Raw genomic sequence first — 24,723 nt, 5'->3', positions numbered from 1 at the left:
ACGCCAACCAAGCAGCTCTTGCAATAATCCCTTAAGAGAAGAAAGAAAAGCCGCAGCCAGAACAGCTGCGGCTATTGAAATATTACTTAAAGGTACGCTTGCTCACTTTATCGAGTTTTTTCAATATTTTATCGATTCGTTCAGGGTGAACCATAAACTCTTGGAAGCCTTTCATGCCTTCTTTTGCCATCGCAGGGTCGGTGTCTCGGTCATAGAATTGAGCCGTACCATCACTGGATGCCAACATCGCGACGCCTTTGTCTAAGAACGGGTCAGACTTCGCTTTAGCTTTGTTGTTGGTTGGAATCTGTAACAGCATCTCATTGATCAGCTGCTGGTTTTCAGCGCGAGCAACAAACTCTAAGAACTTACGAGCATCTTCTTTGTTTTTCGCTTTTGAAGGTATGTGCAGCGTATCCATTGGTGCATCTTCAGACATAGGAATACTTGGGTCGATCACCGGGAACTGGAAGAAATCCATCTTGCCATCCAACTCAGCAGGGAAGTTAGGCGTGATGAAGTTACCCATCAGGTACATCGCCGCTTTACCGTTGTACAAGAAAGGTTGAGCTTCTTGCCATGAATAAGACGCGTGGTTTTCTAGGAAGTAACCAGGCTCAACTAACTCAGCCCAATTAGCGAAGGTTTTCTTCACTCGCTCATCAGAGTAAGGCACCTTGCCTTCCATTAACTGAATATGAAAATCCAAACCGTTGGTACGCATGTTGATGTAATCAAACCAACCAGCAGCGGTCCAAAGATACTTGGTACCAATCGCAAACGGCGCTACACCATTTTCTTTAAGTGTTGCAGACGCAGATTTCAAATCATCCCACGTTTTCGGCTCCGCAATTCCATATTGCTCAAAGATGTCTTTGCGGTAGTAGATACCCCATTGATAATACGTGTACGGCACACCAAACTGCTTACCTTGTACTGTCATCGCAGGCGCGGCAGCCGCAAAGTCTTGCTTCATGTTGTTGTCAGCCCAAATATCACTGACATCCTCAAACAGGCCACGGTCAACAAAGGCTTTCATTCGGTTACCCGCATACCAAAAAACCACATCCGGCGGCGAAGTGACCAACCAATTACGAATCGTTGTTTTATACGACTCGTGATCGTACAAGTTGTACTTCACCGTAATATCTGGGTTTTCTTTTTCAAAGCGGTTAATGATCTCACCCCACGCCTCTTTTGGCGCAGGATCAGAAGCATCTGAGTTGATAACGAGTGTCCCTGCAAACGATGTTGCAGACATGGAGGCAGCGAGCACTGCACTGGCAGCGATATGTTTCACGTATTTCATATTGAGGTCCTTGTTATGGAGCTAAGCTCTCTAAGTCCAATTCTTATTGTTTTATCTCGTAGGGTTGTTCGTGTTTTAGTTTCTCTTTAATGATTCATCCATTCGGGATGTCGTTAGCAATAACGACTTAAAGCCGTCGCTATTGCTAGATTCGTGTATCGATTCTTATCTCGTGATTTACCCTTTGGTCGCACCCAATGTCAGGCCTGCGATAAAGTGCTTTTGCATGGTAAAGAACAGCACTACCGGTGGGATAGCCGCGACCACTGCACCCGCCGACATAAACTGCCAAGACGCCAGCCATTGGCCTTGAAGTGAGCTCAAACCCGCAGTTACAGGACGAACGTCATCACTCTGAACCAGTACTAGAGCCCAGAAGAAATCGTTCCAAATAAAGGTAAACACCAATACGGCTAACGCCGCTAAAGCAGGGCGAACCAAAGGGAGTACGACATGCCAGAATATTTTCCACTCACTCACCCCTTCAACACGCGCCGCTTCGATCAAGGCATCAGGGATCCCGACAATAAAGTTACGCATGAACAAGGTACAAAAACCGGCTTGGAAAGCGATATGGAAAAAAATCAATGCCCAGTGAGTGTCGTATAGACCGAGTCCAATCGTTAAATCACGCACTGGAATCATCAGAATTTGGAACGGAACAAAGTTACCCGCGATAAACATCGCAAAAATCCACACATTGGCTTTGAAGTTGTATTTAGCCAAGGCATAACCAGCCAGCGTAGATAGCGCCACGGCACCAGCAACCGCTGGCAATGTAATGATCAAACTATTGATTAAGTACTGCCCCATCGACGTCGAGGTAAATACTTGGGTGTAGTTCTCAATGAACTGAATCTCGCTTGGCCAGCCCCAGTAATTACCTTTGTTGATGTCTTCCATCGAACGAATCGAGGTCATCATTACGGCGATAAGTGGTAATAACCACATCACGATCGAGATAGGTAACGCTACTCGATAGCTGATATTAGTAAAGCGACCGGCTTTTTGAATTGGTTGCGGAAACATTATTTTTCACTCCTTAACATGCGCCACAAGAAGTAAGCGATATAGATATCCATAATCAGAAATAGCACCACAGAAACCGCTGCACCGTAACCCATTCGATAGTTAAAAATAGACTCTTCATACATCTGGTACGCAAGTACTGTCGAGCTGCCCCAAGGGCCGCCTGCCGTCATGGTCGCCACTAGATCAAATGAACGCAGGGCACCAATTACGGTGACAACCACGGCGATAAAGGTTGCGGGTCTTAACTGTGGAAGCACCACATACCACAACATGCGCCACTTCTTTGCACCATCAAGTCGAGCCGCTTCTAACTGCTCAGGATCGAGGTTATTCAGCCCAGTTAAATATAAGATCATGCAATAAGAGATCTGAGGCCATAAGCCAGCAGCGATGATTCCGTAGGTCACATAGTCTTCGTCAGCAAGTATCGAAATTGGCTCGAAGCCAAGCGACCCGAGTGCAATATTGAAAAGTCCAAAAGAGGGGTCATAGAACCAAGCAAATACGAGGCCTACCACCACTTGAGAAATAACGAATGGGAAGAAAAACAGAGATTTTACGACACGAATGCCTTTCACTTGTTGGTTGAGGAAAAGGGCAATCGCCAAGCCACATGGTGGCGCAAGCATAAAGAAGATCAACCAAAGAAAGTTATTCGTTAACGAAGTATAAAAAGCATCTGAGTCAAAAAGCTCACGATAGTTCTCAAGCCCCACCCACTCCTTTTCACCTAATCCATCCCACTCAAAAAAACTCAGCCAAATACTGTCTAAGATGGGATAGATAACATAGAGAGAGAATATAGCGATGGCTGGTGCCAAGAACAGCCAAGGCGAGACCTTGGAACTGATGCGCCTTTTCTTCTTCGCTGATGGGGTGCGATTTTCTGGGTATATCGTTTTCACAGATTGCTCCATTTCCCAAAATTCCTTGTATTAAAAGCTTGGTTTACTACTTGGTTAACTTCCATCTGAATTTATAAATCCCAATCAGTAGCTCAGCATTTATAATGATTACGTTCAAATATTAGGCTTATTGATAACATTACGCACAGTTATGTTTTATTTATGTAAACGTTTTCACAAAAATCAGTATAGATCGCGGGATTTATATGACAATGATCAATAAATCATGCGAGGCACCTAACAAATTTCTGATGAAAGCGTATGTTTTAAAGGCAAAGAGATGTAGCCCAACGAAGCAAGGAGAGAGCATGGCTGATATCAGCTTAAAAAAGGTCATCAAACGATATGGTGATATACAGACCATCCATGGTGTTGATCTAGAAATAAATAATGGCGAATTCGTCGTATTCGTTGGACCATCAGGTTGCGGAAAATCAACCCTCTTACGCTTAGTTGCTGGCTTAGAAGAAATCACTGAAGGCGAGATTCATATTGGAGACGATCTTGTTAACGATGTCGATCCTGCTGAGCGTGGTGTCGCAATGGTATTTCAATCCTACGCACTCTACCCACACATGACCGTGGAAGAAAACATGGGCTTTGGCCTCAAAATGAATGGCGTAGCGAAGGAAGTCGTTGAAAAGCAAGTCACCAGTGCGGCAAAGACGCTCCAACTAGAGCCTTTATTGAAGCGTAAACCGAAAGAACTGTCAGGTGGGCAGCGTCAACGTGTCGCTATCGGTCGAGCAATAGTTCGTAACCCTCGCGTATTCTTATTCGATGAACCGCTCTCGAATCTAGATGCTGAACTTCGTGTCGATATGCGCTTACAAATCGCCAAATTGCACCAAGATCTGCAAAATACCATGATTTATGTCACGCACGATCAAGTCGAAGCCATGACGCTTGCAGACAAGATCGTGGTATTAAGAGATGGTCGTGTTGAACAAGTCGGCTCTCCACTCGATCTATACCACTCTCCACAAAATGAATTTGTGGCTGGCTTTATTGGCTCACCGAAAATGAATTTCTTACCGTGTGTTGTTAACAGCACCTCAGAAACGCACGCCCAACTCGCCGTTAACGGTGTCAGCCAAATCACCCTCCCCTTACCAAGTGATGGATTAAAAGAGGGACAAAACATCACGCTGGGCATTCGACCTGAACATTTAGAGATTAACAGTGGCTCCGATATCACCATTGAATTTCAAAGTGAAGTGGTAGAGCGACTAGGGAACAGCACTTATATGTTTGGCCAATCTTGTGGCGTGGATAGCTTTAAGGTGCACCTACCAGGAGACCAAGAGGTGACTCGATACCAATCACTTGAACTGAGTTTCTCCTCAAAAGATTGCCACCTATTCGATGATCAAGGGCAACGAATTAACTAGACTTTAAACGGTAGAGCTAGCTCGATGTCGCTAGCTTTGCCACTTTTCAAACTCACTTTCCGTTCATTTCAAGCAATCACTTGCTTCCATTCAGCTCCTCTTAATGGCTTATGAAATCCCACTCAAAAATTTCATCACTCTCACTGAAATATTGGGTTCTGAAGACTTATTCGAATTTTATTTATCCTTATTAGCCTTCCGGACATTAATTTGATAGTCGTTTACTAAATAATCGCTAAACTATAGTGTCGCCTACCCCTTTTTTGAGAAAACCTAAATGCCTAATGCTGATTCCACCCTAAATAAACGTATGGGAATCGTTGCGCTCACCTGGCCAATTTTTATCGAAGTTCTTTTAAGAACCGCACTCAACACCAGTGATGTATTCATGTTATCGGGATACTCGGACAAAGCCGTGTCTGCCGTTGGTGTTATTTCTCAGATATCCTTTTTCCTGATCATTGTCTCGACCATGGTCAGCAGTGGTACGGGTATTTTAATCGCGCAATACAATGGTGCCTCCCGCACTCAAGAGAGCGCTCACGTGGGCGTAGCGAGCATCATCCTGGCCATTATTGCCGGTGTGCTACTGAGTGTTATTGCCGTTCTTGTTGCTGAATATTTTATCCCGCTCTATCAACTCGAGCCTCAAGTCGAGCAATACGCACAAGAGTACCTATTCATCAGTGGTGCTCTCACCTTCAATGTAACCATTGGTGTGGTTCTCACTACTATTCTGCGCAGTCATGGCTATTCAAAGTCACCAATGGTGATCAACATGATTGCTGGCGTCATCAACGTATTCGGCAACTACTGTGCCTTATATCAACCTTTTGGTTTGCCTGTATACGGCGTGCAAGGGGTTGCGACCGCGACTGTAATCAGCCAAGTGATCGGGATGTTGATCTTAATTGGTGTGGTCAGAAGCAAAGGGATAGATCTACCAGTGAAGCAGTTTAAATCTGTGCCGAAAGCCATCTATCAAAAAATCATTAAGATCGGCTCGATGAATGCAGGAGAAGTGCTCTCGTACAACATGGCTCAGATCAGCATTACCTTCTTTGTCGTGCAGATGGGCACCTCTTCACTGGCTGCGTTTACTTACGCACAAAACATCGCTCGCCTCTCTTTTGCATTTGCACTGGCGATTGGTCAAGGCAGCCAAATCCAAACAGGCTATTACATTGGCAAGGGTTGGATCGACGAGATCACCAAGCGCGTGCAACGTTACTTTGTGGTTGGCTTTATCGCCTCAACTGCGATTACCTGCATGGTTTATGTGTTCCGTTTCGAAATTCTCGATCTGTTCACGCAAGATCCAGAGATCGTTGCGCTAACTGCTGCGCTGATTGCAGGTTCCATCATTCTTGAAGCTGGCCGAGTATTTAACCTGATCTTTATCTCTTGTCTAAAGGCTGCTGGCGACATTAAATTCCCGATCAAAATGGGTATTCTCAGCATGTGGGGCATTGGGGTTGCCATGAGCTATTTGCTTGGCGTGCATTGGGGTTATGGCGTATTGGGGGCTTGGATGGCAATCGCGATGGACGAGTGGTTCCGTGGAATCATCATGGCCTATCGCTGGCGAGCTAAGAAATGGACTCGATTCTCTTTTTAGACTTTTTAGCCTTCCATTTATCTTCACAAGATCGAAAAACGCCGCTCCTATTTCCAAAGAACGGCGTTTTTGTTTTTAATTGCCCGAACTCATCTACGCGGTCGCAAGTGCTTTCTTACGCTTTGCTAATCGGCCAAAAATACCGACTAACATCACGATGCCACACACACCGTAAACCTGCATGATGGTTGGATCATCAGAGACAAAGCCCACATCAGAGAACATCACGTAAGCACCTAATACCATGTAGAGAATGATAGCCGAAGCCTCGAAACGGAACGCCCAAGGTGTCACATCAATATTCTCATTGACTGGCATCACGTACTCAGACTCACGCGGCATAAAGTAACCAATGATGAACATCAACGCGGTACATACCACGAACAGAATCGCTAATTGATGTAGGAAGTGAATCGGTGTTTTAAATACTAGCTGCATTGCTGCGTATGAACTTACAAACACCACCAACGCCACTTTCGCCGCTACAGCTGGTACTCGTTTAGATACATAGCCAACAAACACGATAGTGAAGATTGGCACACTGAAGAAACCAGCCACCATTTGTAGATATTGGAACAGACCTTCTGGCGCATACATGATGAACGGTGCGATACATACCGAGATAATCGCAATCACGACACCAAAAATACGCCCTTTACCCACTAGCTCTTCGTCCGTTTTACCATGCCCGAATAATGGCTTATACACGTTCAATGCAAACAGAGTCGTTGAGCTGTTCAACACACCATTAAAGGTACTCAAAATCGCACCAAACATGACCGCAACGAAGAAACCCACCAGCGGCTTAGGCAAAACTTCATTCACTAAACGGGTGTACATGGTGTCTGGATTACCCGCATCAGCACCAAACATGTGGAAAGCAATGATACCCGGAATGATCAAAAACAGCGGAGAGATAACCTTAATCGCACCCGCAAGGATGACCCCTTTCTGACCTTCTTTTAGGTTCTTAGCACCTAATGCGCGTTGAATGATGGATTGGTCAGTACCCCAATAATACAAGTTCACCAAAAGCAGACCTGTGAACAATGTTGAGAACGGCAGTGGATCGGTTTCTGTACCCACAGATTGAAGCTTCTCTGGCGCGGCATAAAGCAGAATATCTAAGCCAGCACCAAAGCTACCTTCGCCCAGTACCATCAAACCAAATACTGGAATCATCATGCCGCCGACAATCAAGCCTACACCATTAATGGTATCTGCAATCACAACCGCCTTTAGGCCACCATAAATCGCGTAAAAGAAGCCAAGTAAACCAATCGTCGCCGAAATAAGCGCGATTGAGCTAAACTCTGAAATATTCAGCAGAGCCTGAACATCGAAGATTTCACCCAAAACAACGGCGCCCGCGTAAAGTGTGGTAGGTAAAATGTTGATCACGTATTGGCACAAGAAAAGTAACGTCACAAACTTCTTCACCGACATGTCGTAGCGGCTCTCTAAGAAGTCGGGAATGGTGGTGATGCCTTGTTTCAAATAACGAGGTACCAACATCAAAGCGATGATCACCAAGGTGACACCAGAGGCCACTTCCCACCCCATGACACTCATGTTGTGGGTATAAGATTGTGCGCTCATGCCCACGAAACTGGTTGCGCTCAAGTTCGTTAAGATAAGTGAGCTAGCAATTAAGCCACCGGTTAAGCTTCTTCCGCCAAGAAAGAAGCCATCTTGTGAGGTGTTTTTGTCATTTTTTACTTTGTTGTAGGTAAACGCGACTACAAACCCAGTAAATAACAAAAATGACAGCAGAACTGTAATAGACATTTTGTTTTCCTTAAGTTGAGTTATTGCGGCAGCAATACCTCGCTGCCGACTATAATTTTTATATTTAGATTTTTATTTGTAGGAGCACTCAGAGTCAGAGATTCACATCTTTTTTAGATGCACAATCAAGGCTGACTCTGGGTCGAGAATAGGTAAGGTCAATCCAATCTCTTTGAGGTTATCGCCGCTTAAAGTCAGCGTTTTATCTAACCATTGAGGGCGTTGCTTCATGAGTTGGAAACTGGTTTGTGGCATCTCCACTAACTTCACTTGGTACAGCGCACTGTCTTCCACGCAGCTAATACGAAGTGGTGATGGCAGAGCGTATTCAGGCATGGCCAACTGACACACGGTGATCAGCATTTCATCATCATTCTGCACCCCATAGATGTTCTGGTTTTTGTCCGCAGGATCCATGCGGAAGCTGCGGCCTGAGTGCAAAATATGACGGAACTGCTTATGCAGAGAGATGTAGTGAGAGAAAGCTTGTTTCTCTTGTTGCGACTCTTTAACCGGGTCAAGCTCAACGCCCATATGCCCCATCAAAGCGGTGACACCACGCATATTGATACTGTGACGACGATTGGTTGAGTGACACTCAGCAGGGCCAATGTGCGCACCCATAACTTCTGGTGGGAAGAAGTAACTCATGCCTTTTTGAATGGCTTGGCGTTCCAATGCATCGTTACAATCGGATGCCCAGAATCGATGTGTTCTCTTGAGGATTTCAAAATCAATACGACCACCGCCTGATGAACAAGATTCAATCTCGACCTTAGGGTGTGCTTGATTCAGTTGATCAACAAGACGATACAAGGCTTGAGTTTGACCATGCACCGCCGCCTTACCTTGGTGGCCCGGCTGAACTAATTCACGATTCATATCCCACTTTAAGTAGCCGATATTGTACGTAGTCAGAAGCGCATCAAGGCGAGAGAACAAGTAGTCAAAACACGCTTCATTCTGCAAGTCTAAAACATACTGCCAACGACCAGAGGGTTGATGATAACCTTGTAAACCTAGAACCCAATCAGGGTGGTTACGGTATAGGTTTGAGTCTTGGCTGACCATCTCAGGTTCAACCCAAAGGCCAAACTCCATACCCTGTTGATTAACGTGTTCAATCACAGGTTCTAAGCCATTTGGGTATTTCACTTCATCGAGATACCAATCGCCTAATGCCGTTCGTTCACCATCACGACCAATAAACCAACCATCATCAATTATGAATCGTTCAACGCCCATCGCACCGGCTTCGGTTGCCATCTGCATGATGTATTCCGGTTTATGGTCGAAGTAGATACCCTCCCAAGTATTCAAGTGCACTGGGCGAGGTTTATCGGTAGGGAATTGAATAATGTTGTCTCGAACAAACTGCTGAAAACGCTGAGCAATACCGTTCAAACCAGAATTGCTGTAACAGCCGTAGAGCCAAGGTGTCTGGTAAGCTACCTCTGGTTCTAGAATCGATTCACCCGCTAGCAATAACTCTCCCGCTTGAACAAAACGACGGCCATCACTGCGGACATCAGCACGCATTTGGTGGTTACCACTCCAACCTAAATGGAAGCCCCACACCAAACCGTTCTGCTCTGAGAAACCTTGCGTTCCTGCAAACATGCCAGGGAAGTTTTCATGTGAAGTACGGCCGCGACGGTTCTCTTGCATGAAGCCACCATGCTCAAAACGCTGACGTTGCGTTTGGAACTCATGACACCAACGACCATGGAACGTCATCAATTCATTGGCGTGGTTTGGCAGCGGCAACGTTGATGACAGCTTATTCAAATAGTATTTACTCTCCCCTTTGTTGGTTACTGTGACGCGCTTTTGAACCACATCCGATTCGTAATCCAGTTTAATTTCGACCGTCAATTCAAGCTTAGACACGGTGTCTTCTAGAACAAAAGTGGCTTGCTGATCCTGAGCTTCTACGCGGACGGTGTTAAAAACGGGAGCCCAATCAAAACCATCACGATGCCCTTCAATTCCCGGCGCATTAAAATGACCGCTACCCAATTCAGGACAAAGAGAAAGCGGTACATCGACATCAAGGCGTGCTTGAGAAATCGGTCTCTCGGTTGATAACAAAAGATCTTCATCAATACTGGCGATCTTAGCGCCCCAATGAAGAACCTCTGGAGTACGGCCCGATTTGATGATCAAACTGTGGTTTTTACTTGTTAGATGAATAAATTCGCTCATAGCCAATCTCATATTGTTTTCGTAAACATAAACTAAGATTAATAGTGAACTTGAAGACTGAAATTAGTACTAAAATGGCTAAATAACGTGATCCAAAAACACTTAATCGTTGCTGAAATTTGCACAAGATCGACTGTTTTCGGAAACATATTTAATGTTTTAAATGACATTTTCTTGAAAGGGAGCAGAGTTTCATTTCGCTAAATTGGATAAGCTCATCGAACGACAGGAATATTCGATGGACGGTGTGATGAGTGTAACTTTTAAAGATGTGGCGAAGCTGGCTGGCGTATCGACTCAAACAGTATCAAGGGTGACGAACGGTTCGCAGGATGTCGCAGAATCCACTCGAAACAAAGTGAATGCCGCAATAAAGAAGCTTGGATATGTGCCCAATAAAGGGGCTCAAATGCTCAGCCGTTCCAAGTCCACCAGCATAGGGTTAGTGACTCTCGATATGGCCTTACACGGCGCCGCAATGATCGCCAATGGTGTGCGAATGCAGGCTCACGATATGGGGTATGGCACCGCTTTTTCTGTGGTATTAGAACCAAACCTCGCCAACACCCGCGAAGCCATTCGTGAACTGATCGCCCAACAGGTCGACAGCATCATTCTCAATGTGCCGTTAAAGAGTACTGATGCCGAATTGCTGGTAGAACAATATCAACACTTAAACCTCATCTTCATTGATGTCCCTTCCAACAGCCAAGTTAACTATATATGCGGCGATCATGCCGAGGGCGCAAAGCTGGCGGCTCAACATCTTATTGAAAATGGTCGCAGTGAATACTTGTTGATCAGCGGGCCTAATGAGTCCAGTGCCTCACAAATCCGTCTTCAAAGTTGGTTGGGTGTGCTATCAGATGCAAACTGTCAGGTACAGTTTCAACATCAAGGAAACTGGCAAGCAGAAAGTGGCTACCTTGGCATTCGAGACGCCGTCGCGAAACAAATCCAGTTTGATGCAGTGTTGGTCGCCAGTGATCAAATGGCATTAGGAGTTTTACGCGCTCTGCAAGAACTGCAGATTCCAGTCCCTGACAAGGTTGCGGTCGTCGGCTTTGATGGCATAGAAGACAGCGCATTCTTCAATCCGCCTCTTACAACCATCAAACAAGATTTCACAAAAATAGGCCAGCAAGCAGTGAGACTTGCAGAGAAGCTCAACGCCAACTCGCAAGATGCCTTGTTACAACATCATATCGAAACCACACTGCTTGCGAGAGAAAGTAGCCAATCTAAGGTGACTGCCAATTATGAAAAACAAGAGATCGAAACACTGCTGAAGAGGATTCAGAGCCTATTACCGGAATCCAACTGAAAGAAAAAAGCGCTAGGGGGAGCTAGCGCTTTTAAGACCAACTAAGTCCGTTTAGCCTGGTAGATTTTTAAGCTATATCATGAAGATATAACCAATTTTTTTACTTAGGTAAATCAAAAAGCCTATTCTTTACGACTGCTTTGAGTCGTAAATTAAGTATAGTCGGGTTCTTATAATAAACCGTATTTTTTAAAATTAATTCATATGAATTTGACGATTAACCGACACAATAAACTATTCGGAAATCACAGATGAGATCGCATTAGTAATCAGCTTTCTAAGTAGTTTATTTTTATCATCTAAATGCTTTGCCTTTCGATAAACAAGCTGGATATCAAAATCTGGAACATCAATTGGTGGCTTCACAGCTAGTAAGGTTTCTTCACTATCCATATCCTTGCGCGCGACTAGCTTGGGGACAATACACAATAGTTCTCTGCCACGAATGAGCCGCTTAACAGTTAAAAAGTTACTGGAAGATATCGCCACTTTCCGGCTTAAACCGAGTTCACCTAAACGAGTGTCCACTCCCGTCTTTAAAGACCCTGCAGGGGAAACGAGCGCGTGCTCGACAGCAACAAATTGTTCTAGCGACATCGGCTCCTCAATAGTTAGAACCGATTGATCAAGTAAACAAACATGTTGCTCCGTGTACAAATGCTTTGTTCGATATTGCTTTGGTACCTCACCAAAGCTGCCTATCGTCATATCAAGCTTGGCATCGTCAAAGACTTGCTGGTAGTTACTCCGGTTTACATTGAACAACGCTACTTGGGAATAAGGAGAGGATTGCTTAATCAGGTCAAACAATATTGGAGCGAACATCTGCTCGGCATAATCAGTGAGACCAATCTTCCAAGTCCCTTTATAAGTCTCTGCATCAAACGATTTAGATAACAGAACTTCAGACTGGATGGTATTCAGTAGCGCGTCCACGGTACTTGATAGCTCAATGGCTCGGTCGGTTGCCTCCATCTTGCTGCCCACACGCTCAAACAAAGGGTCATCAAACAACTTTCGTAGCCTTTGTAAGCTATGGCTCATCGCAGATTGGCTGACATAACAACGCTCAGCAGCCTTACTCACGCTATTCGTTTTATACAAAGCCTGCAGTGCAATCAACAAGTTAAGGTCGATCCCTTTCCAATTAAAATCAGCCATGCCAGTTAACCCGTTTCATTCATAGTTATAATTAAAATAATTAATTTGAATCATAGTTCAACTCCACCTAAATTACGCTAAACATTTATCTGGAATCGATCATGCTTTCAATTTTTAAAACCTTTTTCTGGCTTGGCTGGATTAGCTTTGGTGGACCAGCAGCACATATTGGCTACTTCCGTAAAACCTTTGTTGAGAAACTGAACTGGTTGTCCGACGAAGAGTACGGGCAGATTGTCGCTCTTAGTCAATTTCTACCGGGCCCAGGTTCAAGTCAGGTTGGCTTTGCGGTTGGCTACAAGAAAGGTGGACTAACAGGTGCTATTGCTGCATTTGTCGGCTTCACTTCCCCATCTGTGATTCTGATGCTGATATTGGCGTTAGTCAGCAACCAGCTATTGGAAGCACCACTTTTCAATTCAATCATTCACGGGCTTAAGTTATTAGCGGTAGTGGTTGTGGCTGATGCAACCTTTGGTATGTACAAGAACTTTTGCCAATCGAAGATAGCAACCGCCTTATGTGTGATTACCGCGATTGTTCTGCTACTGATTCCAGGCATCTGGCCTCAAGTTTTAGTGCTTCTGTTTGCAGCGATGGTTGGCAGTAAGTTCTTGACGTCTCAAGAGCTCAAAACGATACCTTCAACGCAAAAAATATCGGTAACGCCTCTGGTGATTTTTGTTGCTTTGCTGGTTGGTCTGCCTCTATTCAGTGCTTACTCTCAAGGTATTGAAGTGTTTGGCCTATTCTACCAAGCAGGCAGCTTAGTATTCGGTGGCGGCCATGTGGTACTTCCATTGCTACAAAATGGTATTGGTGACCAACTGTCTCAAGATGCCTTCCTAACAGGTTATGCTGCAGCACAGGCAGTACCAGGGCCTATGTTTACACTTGCGACTTACTTAGGTTATGTGTTGATGCCATCGGCACCGATCACAGGCGCACTGCTCGCAACGATTGCTGTGTTCTTGCCGGGCTTCTTATTGCTACTAGGTGTACTGAAGAACTGGCAGGCGATTGCAAGTAAACCTTTAGTGGCTGGTGCACTTACAGGTGTGAATGCGGCGGTTGTAGGTTTGTTACTGGCAGCGCTATATCAACCGATTTTCACAAGCGCAGTGAGTAGTGGTTTAGACTTCGCTTTGATCATTGTTGGTGTGTGGTTATTGAAAACCGTGAAGTTACCTATTGTAGGGCTTGTCGGATTATTCATGGTCTTTGGCGCAATGACCGGTTTAGCAGTCTAAAAGATTTATTGTAAGAAGTGAGCGAGTCGCTTGCTTCTTACTTTCGTCTTTCATAATTTAATCTACCTAGCACCCGCTATATAATTGGTAATTCAATCTCAAAGCTCATGCTCTCGAGTATTGACTTCTTAGTCAAATATCTCAGCCAAGTCATTCATCGTCCTTAAATCTTAAAATAGAGAGTATTCTCATCTCTCGCCTACCTCGTGATACGTTATCGAGTATCAAACCGCAGAAAAAAGACATCACCGCGATCAAAGCTATTGAGCTAGACAAAACAGCTGTAGGTAACCTTTCAACTAACCCTGTATCAACAAAGTCAACAATGACGGGGATACCCAAGATCAGTGAAATAAAACCAAGCAATATCGAGAGAGAACCAAAGAAAAACATCGGCTTTACATCTCTCAATAAGAACAAGATAAAATTTAGAATCTTGAGACCATCGCTCAAGGTGTTCAGTTTGCTGGTAGTCCCTTCAGGTCTAGATTGGTATTGAGTCGAGACTTCTTTGATTGACATATTATGGTGTAACGCATGCACGGTAAGTTCTGTTTCTATCTGGAAACCATCGCTGAAGATAGGTGCGGTTTTGACAAATCTATGGCTCATAATTCGATAGCCAGAAAACACATCATTCAATTGCGCATTGAATGCTAAGTTAATCAGAGATGAAAACATCTTGTTCCCAAGGATATGTCCCTTGGGATAAGCCATTGAAGTTCGCTCGCGACTGCCAATGATCATATCGAGCTTTTCATTATTTAGTAGGTCGATCAGCTCGGGGCATATTGAGGCGTCATAGGTATCATCACCATCAGCCATCACATAGATATCGGCGTCGATATCAGAAAACATCCGCCTCACAACCTCCCCTTTACCTTGGCGCGGCTCATGTCGCACAATCGCCCCTGCTTGTAACGCCTCGTTGACCGTGTTATCGGTTGAATTGTTGTCGTAAACATAAATTGATGCATCAGGTAAGGCTTGTTGAAAAGACGTCACGGTTTCACCAATGGCTCCGGCTTCGTTATAACATGGGAGTAATACTGCGACTTTCTGTTTATTCATGCTCACTCCTTACTTTAAAAACTCGATAACCATCCTCAATTCCATCATATGTAACGTCTAACCAAGCCGGAATATTATCCCCATGAAGTCTTCTAACTAAAGAGCCCTCGCTCCCAGAATCCTTTAGGAGAGTTAAATGAGGGTCATTACCGATCAATATATAATCAACCTTTTTATCGACTATTTTGTTTCTTGCTAGAAGCATGTCCTCTTCTAACATCACTTCGATTAAAAATTGGTTACCCACAATATTTCTATGATAAGGCGCGGCGATTATACTGTTGTTCGTTTTGGCCAATACAGGTGCACCCGTTTCTATTCCTGAAAGAATTGTATGAGAGTTGATACCGTTATCTTTTAGCACCTTTAAGATGACTGGTAACTTATCGGTCTCATCAAGTTTGGTAGTCACTTCCTCTACTGGAGAAAAAGCGAGAATAACAAACGCTAACGCCAATGGAGTACCTGAGAAAATAATCAGCACTTTCAGTAGTGAATACCTAACGTAGTCAGACACTTTAATTACAAAATATGCTTGAAAAGGTGCCGCCAAAACAAAACACAACCTCATCATTCTAATCTGCCAAAACATCGCAAGGGCTAAATTAAACATAAAAATGAGATACAAGATTGCACAGTGCGGGTTTTTATTTCGAAAGAATGGATACAACATTGCAGGAACTAATAGCAACACATAATTATCCACTGAAAAAAAGCCATTCATTGCGATGTATGTTGCGACAGATTTAGCTTCGGCAACTTGATCAAGCCAATACAGCTTTAGTGTCGGTGGGTAATCAATAAACAAAGCACTGGTCAGTGAGGGGTAAAGAATAACAACCGGAAGTAAACACAACAAACCAAGAAAAACAAACAATAAAAATCTTTGAGTTAAGTTTTTTCTATTATTAGTCAATCGGTTGTAAGCATTGACAAACACCCAACCACTAAAAAAAAGAATGATGATAATAAATGAGATTTCATCATATTTAAAAGTAAAGAACTCATCATAAGGCCTATTTAATAAAACAGCACAAGCTCCAAAAATCGAACAAGTTACGTATAACTTAGAGACATAACTAAACCACTCGTCACGAATGAAGCAGTAATACACCGTATAAATAATTAAGAAAATCATAAACAACAAAACATTATCCATCCCAGTCCATAGAGATAGAGACAGGAAAACGGCCTGAGTATACACTCGCCATGATTGCCTGAGGTTGTCGATAGAAGTCGGTGTTACTGATAAGAAGAGCGTTGCTAAAATAAGTTGAATATTATGATGGTCAATAGAACCAGGTAAGAAGTGTATTATTGCAGGAGAAAAAATAGCAAACATAGTGCTGATAAAGCGGTACTTAGCGCCTAAGAAACGCTCACACAAATAAAAGCATGATAACGCGAAGAACAATAAATAAAGCAAAGGGACAATAGAAATCGAGATAGCATAAGCAAGACTATCACCAACCATAAATAGCAATGGGAAAGCGATCAAAGAGAGCATTAGATCAGGAAATCGAGACCAATGAATAATAATACCATCATCGGCATTGAAGTTACTCATTGGCTCTAGGTACCAATGACCATTCCTCATCCACTCCTGAAACTGAACAAAACGCATATAATCGTCATTGTCATTCAGGTTGAGCATTGAAATGCTTTCCCACTTATAAACAAATATGAAAATGGCACATACGAGCCAAGTTGCACAAATAGCTATGATGTCTTTGTTAAAATTATCACTTTTAGGCAATATGAATATCCTTTTCATTAAGCCAAAATCAAATCACTATTGTTCCATCTCTCTCACTTCCGCTAGTGCTCTGTTTAAGTTTTCATTTGCTACTTTGTAGTAAGATGATTTTTTATCGATAGCTTGTTGTAAATATGGAACCGCCTGATCAGGTTTTCCTTGTAAGATCAGGAAGTAGCCAACATTATTCAACGCTTCCGGTGTGTCCATGTGCCTCATGAACACGTTGGTTGCCTTCTTAATATCGCCAGAGGCTAAATAAATAAGCGCCAGATTATTCTGAGCTTTTTCATTATTCGGCTCTAACTCTAAAGCTGAGCGCGTGTACTGATACGCTTCCTTATAATTACCGTACATGTAATGAGAGTAGCCCATATTCAACAAAGCTTTGACTGAACTTTTGTCTATCGTCAGCGATTTTTTAAAGTACTCTTGTGCGATCTGATGCTTTCCGTCAACATCTTCCAATACACCAATTCCCATGTAAGCCAATGCTGGGGACATGCTGTCTACCTTCAAACTGGCCACTTCACTTTGGCTCAACGCTTGGTAGTTTTGGATAGTTTCACTGCTTTTTAAACGAACTTGGTCTGAATTTATCGCTTTAAAGAAATAGCTTCGACCTTCATCTGTACGACGTTGTTTGGTGTATAGAACGCCTAACTGTTCCAGCACTTCAGTGTGGGCAGGGTTAAAATCTAGCGCTGCTAGGTAAGCTTTCTCGGCCAACGCATAATTACCGCGAGACGAATGTATTTGGCCAATAGTGAATAAGGTTTTATCGTGAAACTCTTTTTCAGGGAAGGACAAAGAGCGTATATATTCATATAAGGCCAAGTCTATATTGTTGTCTCGCAGAGCAATGTCACCGCGCATAATTGCTTCTTTTTCATTTAGCGGTGGATCATCACTAGTTAAAGAATCGATTGGTTTACCAGAATACAATTCTGCATCAAATTGATTGGTCGGCTCATCCGAAGAAGCACAACCAAGTAGCAAAATTGGCAATAGTAGAAGAATAAACTTGTTGTATAGCATCATAAACTTGCTCCCGGCGCAGTTAATGCGTCCATTACGATCAAGAGTCCAGGGCCAAGTGCGACAATGAAAAAACAAGGCCAAATAAATATCAACATGGGGAATAACATTTTAGTCGGTATTTTCGCCGCGATTTCTTCAGCGGCTTGCTGACGCTTATCTCTAAAGTCTTCAGTATAGTCACGGAGCGTTTGAGCTAAGCTTCCGCCCATTCTCGATGCATGAGAAAGCAAAGAAACCAAACCTTCCAACTCGACTAAACCGGTTCGTTCGATAAGCTGCCTAAGCGCATCAGGCATGGTGACACCCGCTTGGATTTTAGCAAACACAGTCTCTAGTTCATCCGCAAGCTCCGGCTGAGAGACATAGAGCTCAGATGCGACACGGCCAAGGGCTGCATTAAAACCAAGCCCAGACTCAGTACACACAACAAGAAGATCAAGCGCATCAGGGACACCATTTCTTATTTTTTTCTGACGCTCTTTTTGTAACTTGTTCAGAACAATATTTGGCGTGAATGTTCCGAGAAAAACACAGGTCATGATGAGCAAATTATTGTAATCTCCGCCCAACGATATGTAATAGACCATAAAAGCAGCGACGATGCCTATTAAGCTAGATAAAACCTTCAACGCATAGAAAACTGATAATGAACTCTTCTCATGGAACCCAGCATGCATCAGCTTTTCTGAGTAAGTTTCATTATCCTTTTTGTTACCTTTACTTAAAAAAGGGCTTAATGATTCAAGCGTATTTGAGAAATCATAGGGTTTTCGGCCACCGACACTTCCCTCTTCAGATATTTGTCTTAGCTTCTTGTCTAAAGGAGATCGAGCACCTAAAAACAGAAACCCAACAGTCAATGTTAACAAGACAGTAGTGAGCAAAATCATCGCATAAATAACTACTTGAGAGCTGATCCCAAACTCTTCTAACATCTGCTTCCAGACTTCAATATTGAGTAGTTCCATAAGTTAAATCTCTATGCTGATGATCTTTTTAATCCACAAGGCCCCGATGGCCAAAAGAACAATACCGACACTGACCATCGATAAACCGCGTGGGTCTTTATAAAGTGGCTCGATATACTCTGGGCTAGCTACCCTCAATGCGAAAAACAAACCAAAAGGCGATAACGTTAATATCCATGCTGATAAACGACTTTCAGCAGAGAGTGTTTTTACCTTCCTTTCCAGTTTGAAACGCGCTCTAAGTACTTCTGATACCTTTTGCAGGTTCTCAGATAAGTTACCCCCGGTCTCTTTTTGCAACATTACGGCACTAGAAAAAGCCAACATTGATACGGTGGGTACTCTCTCTGTCATCTGTAAAATCGCTAAACGTAAGTCATAACCATAATTCAGTAAGTTATAGGTGTTCTTAAATTCGGTACCTATTGGGTCAGGTAGCTCTTCGCCAACCTCATTAAATGATTGAACGAGCGGTTGCCCTGCTTGTAAGGCACGTCGAATAATATCCAACGCCTCAGGAAGTTGTTCTTCAAATCGAGCCATTCGGTAAGTCACTCGATTTTGTACAAATAGATAGGCGATAACCCAAACAAAAATGAACGCCCCCAGACTGATGAACCATACTTGGTTGGTCATTATCGATATTAATGAGAGCAGCACAGCGCAAAGAGAAATAATCAGTAAGAATCGGCTTAATGCCACTTTCATACCTGCAAGTTCCAACATTTTTTTCAAGCCCGCGAAAAAAGAGATGACGATGAGCTTACGGTCCAGCGGGGAAAGTTCTTTGTTATAGTGTTCTTTGAGTAATGACAAACTCTCTGCATCGATATTACGTTGCGTCTCTTTCAAGCGGCGAGACAGCTCTTTATGCTTCGCTTTCTTACCTGCAGCAGGTAACAACAACGCTTGGGAAATAAAAAGTACTGCGATAAACAATAGACCTAATGAAACGCTTACATTGTCCATAATCTCTCCTTAACCTTTGGTCTCACTAAAGAGCTCGAAAGGCAGATCGAGTCCACGTTTGACTAACTGGTCGTGGTATTGAGGCACAACCCCCGTTGCAGTGAAATAACCGATAATATTGCCGTCTTCATCAATACCTTTACGCTGAAAACGGAATATTTCAGACATCGTAATCACTTCACCTTCCATGCCGTTGATCTCTTGGATACTCACCATGCGACGCTTACCATCTTCTTGGCGTTCCATTTGAACAACAAGGTGGATAGCCGAAGCTATTTGAGCTCGTAAGTTTTTGGTTGATATGTTCCACCCAGCCATCGAGAACATGTTTTCGACACGACTCAAGGCATCACGAGGGGTATTCGCATGAATGGTAGCAAGTGAGCCGTCATGGCCCGTGTTCATCGCAGCCAGCATATCAACGGCTTCGCTACCACGAACCTCACCAACCACGATTCGGTCGGGGCGCATACGCAGGGTATTTTTTACGAGCTCTCGCTGGCTGATTTCGCCTTTACCTTCTAGGTTTGCAGGGCGAGTTTCTAAACGAATGACATGAGGTTGTTGAAGTTGTAATTCCGCCGAGTCTTCTATGGTAATAATTCGTTGATCTCTAGGAATAAAGCCAGAAAAGATGTTAAGTGTTGTCGTTTTACCAGAGCCAGTCCCTCCAGAGATTAAGATATTTAATTCACCTTTAACCGCAGCTTCGACAAACTTAGCCATCTGAGGAGACACTGAGTTATAGTCAATCAAGTTATCCATAGTCAAACGATCGACAGCAAAACGACGGATAGAAACGGAAGGACCATCAAGTGCGAGAGGTGGGATAATCGCATTAACACGTGAACCATCAACTAAACGGGCATCTACCATAGGTGACGCTTCATCTATGCGGCGGCCAACCTGACTGACGATACGGTCAATAATGTTTCTTAAATGGCGATCATCAAGAAAAGTATAGGGCGTTTTTTCAAGTTTACCTCTTCGCTCCACGTAAACACTTTTAGGGCCGTTGACCAATATATCTGACACGGTTTGATCGGCTAATAAGGGCTCCAACGGACCAAGGCCAAAAACCTCATCTTCTATCTGTTTGATGACCCTTTTTCGACCTTCTGCACTCAGAGCATGGCTACCATCTTCAGCCATTAGCTGTACGATAGCTTCGTGCAAATCTAACTTCGCACGCTCTTTCTCCAAGCTCGAAAGTAATCCTAAATCCAATGTCTCAAGCAACTGCTTATGAAAGAAGTGTTTGATTGACAGTTCCTGCTCTAAAATCTTTCGAGCCTCATCAATCGCCTTTTCCTTTTCAACGCTCGCTTCAGTATTCCTAGAGTGACTAGACACCTCAACATTGGATAAACGGTCAACAGGATTGGCATCTTCTGAATCATGCGAAATCTGTTCTACTTTTTTTTCAAACTCTGGATTTACATTTTTTCGTTTAAAGAACATCACAATCCCTCGTGTTTACTTTTCATCAACCCATTATGAAAACAACTTTTTCAGCCACCCTTTCTCTTCTTGTTCTGGTGGTGATAGAACATGAGACAAATCGATGATAGAGCGAGTAATAGAGCTTTTCTTTCTCGACTGAACTAACGGCTGCCCCAAGTTGGCACTCTCCAGCGCAACTTTAAAATCGTTAGGCATAAGATGTATATTGTGATTACCCACCGCCTGCTCTACATCTTTTAACTTAATTGAATGTCGCTTTTCATAACGGTTGAGAATGACCTCTATTGAGTCGCTTTGTAGGCCATATTCAAACTTCAAAGACTTAATTAATCGACTGGTGTTTTTGACTGAGACTAAACTTTGTTGCAAAACCAAAAGTACTTTCGTCGCAGGTGATATTGCTGATGCAAACACGTGGTCTAAGCCTCTAGACAGGTCAATGATCACATAAGGGTAAAAACGACGCAGAATTGGAAGTAATCTGCCAATTTTCTGAGCCTGTTCGAAATCATCTGCGTTATTTTCATGCTTAAAGCTTAGAACATGGAGACCCGATTCGTGTTTATTTACCAATGACCCCAAAGACATTTCATCCAAATCATTAGAACTGTTGATCGCATCCGAAACACTATAAGTGGGGGTTATGTTCAAATAATCAGGTATCACGCCAAATTGAAGATCGATATCGAGTAAAAGTACTTCGTTAGGATGTTGCGTGGCCATCTCAATCGCAGTATTTAACGCTAAGGTGGTTGCTCCCATCCCTCCTTTGGTGTTCAAAAACAAGATAAACTCTCCGTAACTGGAGTTCTCAAGCTTTTCAGAGGCCGTTTTCTTCAAGAGTGGCAGTAGGTCTGATAGGGTCACATTGTGAGACAAAAAATCTGAAGCTCCTAAACGCAGTGCGATTTTTAGTGACCCATTATCACTTTCATCACCGAGCACAACTAAAGACAGGTCCTTGTCTTCTAAAGACAAATCATACCCTTGCAACTCAACCATTTTTTGCGCCCAATTCCCATTAGCTTCAACGAAAATAAGCTCTGGGACATCTGCACTTTTTAGGTACTCCTCACTCATTGCCGCAAGTGAAAACGACGTCACGTGCACATTTCGGCATTTTTTTAACTCTTGGGACATATGCGAATGAAAGGCGTCAGTGCTGTAGACTAACCAAACCTTTAGGTTTGTTTTTAAACGCGGCATACCCTTATCGTTTTCATTCGGCGTTATTTTGATCGCTTCCCCCATACATTTATCTCCTTTTAAATAACCGCTTATGGGCATCTATTCCATATGTTAGGGCTGGTTTCAGTTTGAGGCCTCACCACTCCCAAACTTTCTGCTGGCAGTATTGTTTCAAACGCAGGGGCTGCAAGGAATCCATTATTTCCTAGAAAGCTTAGGTTACTGATTAACTGAATGCCATAGCCCGTAGCCCTAGCACGCACAAATTTAATATCACCAAAGTTCGCTTCAAAATCAGAAGCAATCTCTCCCCCGCTCGCATCTAAGTACGCCACTTCTAAATTCGCATTAGTAAACCCAACAAGAGGAATATCATTCACCACCATTCCCGCAATATTATCTCTATCAAGGACGTAGCATACCGTCGCTAACCTAGCGGCCTTCCTAGTCGCCTCACTGACCATTTGCAGCGAAAATATATAGGCACCCAACGCTAAAATGAGAAAGAGCAGTAGAAAAATTAACGATGAGACTAAAGTGAACTCAATAATGGCAAGCCCTTTGGTTCGTCTTTTAAGCCTTTTCATCACAATACCCTCATCACTGAAGTCACACTTAACGGAATAGAAAAACTTGTGGCGGATAAAGGAATAGACAAAAACAGCGGCACATAGTCATATGTCACGCTGACTCGCACATAGCTGTCAATAGAGGGTGGTGTTACCGTTACATCTGATGTCGTCAATGTAGATAGTACTGCCGTCCCCACGCTGCTCTGACCGTAAACCACCACATTTTGAATCTCCAATGTTGGTGCAATAGTGCCACCTTTAGTATCGTAAACCTCACTAACAGCATATCGTGCGCCATTTTGCACAGATTTAGAGATAACATTGTAGTGAATCAGAACATTGCCAAGCTCGATCACCAAACCCAAAAAAAACAGTAACACGGGGGTCGCAATGACCATCTCTACAGCAGCAAAACCACGTTGATGTTTATTAGATAGTGTCATAATTACGACTCCCCGCTATCAGGATCCTTATACAAAACAATCCTGTAAGCCCCTTCGGTTGTCGACTGATTACTACCAGAGCCACCAGTGACACTGCAAGAATGTATAAACTCACCAAAAACGGCGGGTGTACCTGCGTTACTGGTCGGTGCTTTTTGCAGCAAGAAAAAGCAGCCAATTTTATTCACTGTAAATTCCGTAGCACCGCCACTTTTACCTGAGCAATCCACCATAGGTATAGGTAAAATTCTGCGCCAAGCAACACCATTAGATGCGCACCCAGAACCGCCACTTGCTATACAAGCATTAGTATCTAACTTATATTGAGCGTAATCGTAGCTCTCATCGAAAGTTATCTCTCCGGTATTGGCGTCAATCGTTATTTCATTGGTAGGTTCTGTGGTCACATAATCAGAAGGGTAATCGGATGCTGATAAGCCACCGCCATAATCACCAAAACGAGTATTCAAACCATCACCTGTCGGGCCAACCGTGCCACCTGGTTTGGTTGTGATATCTTCACCAATTTTAACTGGCTGATCATAACTACCACCTAAGCCTTCTTTGATTGTTTTACCACCGGAACCAAAGTCCAACAGGTGGTAATTACCATTGCCCATTTCAGATAAGCTATTATCTCCCACCTTCAAGGCATGAACCGTCCCTACCTCATAGCCAAATACATTGGTTATCTCTTCACCGGTCTCATCATGAAAGCCGTCTTCTGGAGAAATGTCGTTATCTGAGGTGCCATCACCAATACACACCCCAATGGGTACAACATTATTATAAGCTAGGCCTGAACTCGGACCTGCAACAGCACTTGCCGATACCACTTTTTCAAGACCAAACAGTTGAATAAAGAATTCATCCATCTCTAGTGCATCTACACGAACACGCACATAAACATCATTATTTGCACCAAAAGTTGCACTGCCAGTGAAGTCCTGTGGATCATTGGAATAATCAATGTTTATAGAAGCAGTAGAGAAATCAATTTCTTGATTCCCAGTTGAAGCCGCCATGGCATTGAGTGCCGTACCCACTTCTGCGTCTACAGCATCTTTATCTTTACTATTGTCTAATATGGTTGCGGCAGCCAACGCTGCAGAATCGACTGCATTTTGTAAGCGCGTTTTATTTACAACCATATGGTTTATGTCTACAGCTAGCGCTGAGACAGCTAGAAAAACCAGCAAGGCAGCGGTAATCATCACCGCAACTAAGCCTTGTTGTTTTTTAGGGCTTTGTGATACTCGATACAACAT

At 43.4% G+C, this 24,723-nt stretch carries 20 protein-coding genes; 4 read left to right on the top strand and 16 right to left on the bottom strand.

Annotated elements, in window-relative coordinates:
* Nucleotides 1-82 precede the first annotated feature (82 nt).
* The 3 genes from MSG38_RS17000 to MSG38_RS16990 all read right to left on the bottom strand — a co-directional run bounded on the left by MSG38_RS17000 (nt 83) and on the right by MSG38_RS16990 (nt 3,258).
* The gene (locus MSG38_RS17000) at nt 83-1,309 is read right to left on the bottom strand and encodes an extracellular solute-binding protein (RefSeq protein ID WP_050649667.1); all 1,227 of its coding nucleotides are present in this window, start codon (nt 1,307-1,309) and stop codon (nt 83-85) included.
* Between the two features lie 177 nt (nt 1,310-1,486).
* On the bottom strand, nt 1,487-2,338 hold the full coding sequence (locus MSG38_RS16995) for a carbohydrate ABC transporter permease (RefSeq protein ID WP_050644910.1): 852 nt from the start codon (nt 2,336-2,338) through the stop codon (nt 1,487-1,489).
* Nucleotides 2,338-3,258, bottom strand: coding sequence for a sugar ABC transporter permease (locus tag MSG38_RS16990; RefSeq protein ID WP_050619981.1), 921 nt, complete (start codon nt 3,256-3,258; stop codon nt 2,338-2,340). The genes MSG38_RS16995 and MSG38_RS16990 overlap by 1 nt, the downstream gene beginning before the upstream one ends.
* A 296-nt stretch (nt 3,259-3,554) precedes the next feature.
* Here MSG38_RS16990 and ugpC point away from each other — a divergent pair, with 296 nt between their 5' ends.
* Together ugpC and MSG38_RS16980 are read left to right on the top strand one after the other, a co-directional pair.
* Nucleotides 3,555-4,637, top strand: coding sequence for a sn-glycerol-3-phosphate ABC transporter ATP-binding protein UgpC (gene ugpC, locus MSG38_RS16985; protein ID WP_052878872.1), 1,083 nt, complete (start codon nt 3,555-3,557; stop codon nt 4,635-4,637).
* A gap of 277 nt (nt 4,638-4,914) precedes the next feature.
* On the top strand, nt 4,915-6,255 hold the full coding sequence (locus MSG38_RS16980; protein WP_019824874.1) for an MATE family efflux transporter: 1,341 nt from the start codon (nt 4,915-4,917) through the stop codon (nt 6,253-6,255).
* A gap of 93 nt (nt 6,256-6,348) precedes the next feature.
* On the opposite strand, the gene MSG38_RS16975 is transcribed toward MSG38_RS16980, so the two are convergent.
* Both MSG38_RS16975 and MSG38_RS16970 read right to left on the bottom strand, forming a co-directional pair.
* Nucleotides 6,349-8,043 (bottom strand): solute:sodium symporter family transporter, encoded by a 1,695-nt coding sequence (locus tag MSG38_RS16975; RefSeq protein WP_248402264.1) that lies wholly within the window; start codon nt 8,041-8,043, stop codon nt 6,349-6,351.
* Nucleotides 8,044-8,145: 102 nt separating this feature from the next.
* A complete protein-coding gene (locus tag MSG38_RS16970) occupies nt 8,146-10,248 on the bottom strand; it encodes an alpha-galactosidase (protein ID WP_248402263.1) in 2,103 nt (700 codons plus the stop codon).
* Nucleotides 10,249-10,498: 250 nt separating this feature from the next.
* On the opposite strand from MSG38_RS16970, the gene MSG38_RS16965 reads away from it, so the two are divergent.
* The gene (locus MSG38_RS16965) at nt 10,499-11,572 is read left to right on the top strand and encodes a LacI family DNA-binding transcriptional regulator (RefSeq protein WP_248402262.1); all 1,074 of its coding nucleotides are present in this window, start codon (nt 10,499-10,501) and stop codon (nt 11,570-11,572) included.
* A 234-nt stretch (nt 11,573-11,806) separates the two neighbouring features.
* Here the strand turns inward: MSG38_RS16965 and MSG38_RS16960 are convergent, their stop codons facing one another.
* Nucleotides 11,807-12,733: a LysR family transcriptional regulator gene (locus tag MSG38_RS16960; protein WP_248402261.1), complete on the bottom strand. Its 927-nt coding sequence runs from the start codon at nt 12,731-12,733 to the stop codon at nt 11,807-11,809.
* A gap of 101 nt (nt 12,734-12,834) precedes the next feature.
* On the opposite strand from MSG38_RS16960, the gene chrA reads away from it, so the two are divergent.
* Nucleotides 12,835-13,983 carry a chromate efflux transporter gene (chrA, locus tag MSG38_RS16955; RefSeq protein WP_048612273.1) on the top strand — a complete coding sequence of 383 codons (1,149 nt, stop codon included), beginning with the start codon at nt 12,835-12,837 and terminating at the stop codon, nt 13,981-13,983.
* A 150-nt stretch (nt 13,984-14,133) separates the two neighbouring features.
* Here chrA and MSG38_RS16950 read toward each other — a convergent pair whose 3' ends face one another.
* From MSG38_RS16950 to MSG38_RS16905, 10 genes are read right to left on the bottom strand one after another with little or no spacing between them, the layout of a single operon-like run.
* Complete coding sequence (locus tag MSG38_RS16950) at nt 14,134-15,054, bottom strand: glycosyltransferase family 2 protein (protein WP_086970761.1); 921 nt, start codon at nt 15,052-15,054, stop codon at nt 14,134-14,136.
* Nucleotides 15,047-16,828, bottom strand: a complete 1,782-nt coding sequence (locus MSG38_RS16945) for a hypothetical protein (protein WP_248402260.1) — start codon at nt 16,826-16,828, stop codon at nt 15,047-15,049. The genes MSG38_RS16950 and MSG38_RS16945 overlap by 8 nt, the downstream gene beginning before the upstream one ends.
* Before the next feature lie 18 nt (nt 16,829-16,846).
* Nucleotides 16,847-17,851 carry a tetratricopeptide repeat protein gene (locus tag MSG38_RS16940; RefSeq protein ID WP_048605604.1) on the bottom strand — a complete coding sequence of 335 codons (1,005 nt, stop codon included), beginning with the start codon at nt 17,849-17,851 and terminating at the stop codon, nt 16,847-16,849.
* A complete protein-coding gene (locus MSG38_RS16935) occupies nt 17,848-18,819 on the bottom strand; it encodes a type II secretion system F family protein (protein ID WP_048605605.1) in 972 nt (323 codons plus the stop codon). The genes MSG38_RS16940 and MSG38_RS16935 overlap by 4 nt, the downstream gene beginning before the upstream one ends.
* 3 nt (nt 18,820-18,822) lie before the next feature.
* Nucleotides 18,823-19,788, bottom strand: a complete 966-nt coding sequence (locus MSG38_RS16930; protein WP_048605607.1) for a type II secretion system F family protein — start codon at nt 19,786-19,788, stop codon at nt 18,823-18,825.
* 9 nt (nt 19,789-19,797) lie between these two features.
* Nucleotides 19,798-21,249: a CpaF family protein gene (locus MSG38_RS16925; protein ID WP_050644903.1), complete on the bottom strand. Its 1,452-nt coding sequence runs from the start codon at nt 21,247-21,249 to the stop codon at nt 19,798-19,800.
* Between the two features lie 33 nt (nt 21,250-21,282).
* Nucleotides 21,283-22,503 (bottom strand): AAA family ATPase, encoded by a 1,221-nt coding sequence (locus MSG38_RS16920; protein ID WP_248402259.1) that lies wholly within the window; start codon nt 22,501-22,503, stop codon nt 21,283-21,285.
* Nucleotides 22,504-22,529: 26 nt separating this feature from the next.
* Complete coding sequence (locus tag MSG38_RS16915) at nt 22,530-23,030, bottom strand: TadE/TadG family type IV pilus assembly protein (RefSeq protein ID WP_050619990.1); 501 nt, start codon at nt 23,028-23,030, stop codon at nt 22,530-22,532.
* A complete protein-coding gene (locus MSG38_RS16910; RefSeq protein ID WP_048615566.1) occupies nt 23,027-23,455 on the bottom strand; it encodes a TadE/TadG family type IV pilus assembly protein in 429 nt (142 codons plus the stop codon). The genes MSG38_RS16915 and MSG38_RS16910 overlap by 4 nt, the downstream gene beginning before the upstream one ends.
* 2 nt (nt 23,456-23,457) lie before the next feature.
* Entirely contained in the window at nt 23,458-24,723 is a 1,266-nt protein-coding gene (locus tag MSG38_RS16905) for a pilus assembly protein TadG-related protein (protein ID WP_048615567.1), read from the bottom strand.

It is taken from the genome of Vibrio sp. 1CM24A (assembly GCF_023161725.1).
GTDB classification, from domain to species: Bacteria; Pseudomonadota; Gammaproteobacteria; order Enterobacterales; family Vibrionaceae; genus Vibrio; species Vibrio coralliirubri.
This window is presented reverse-complemented; position numbering and strand designations above follow the sequence as displayed.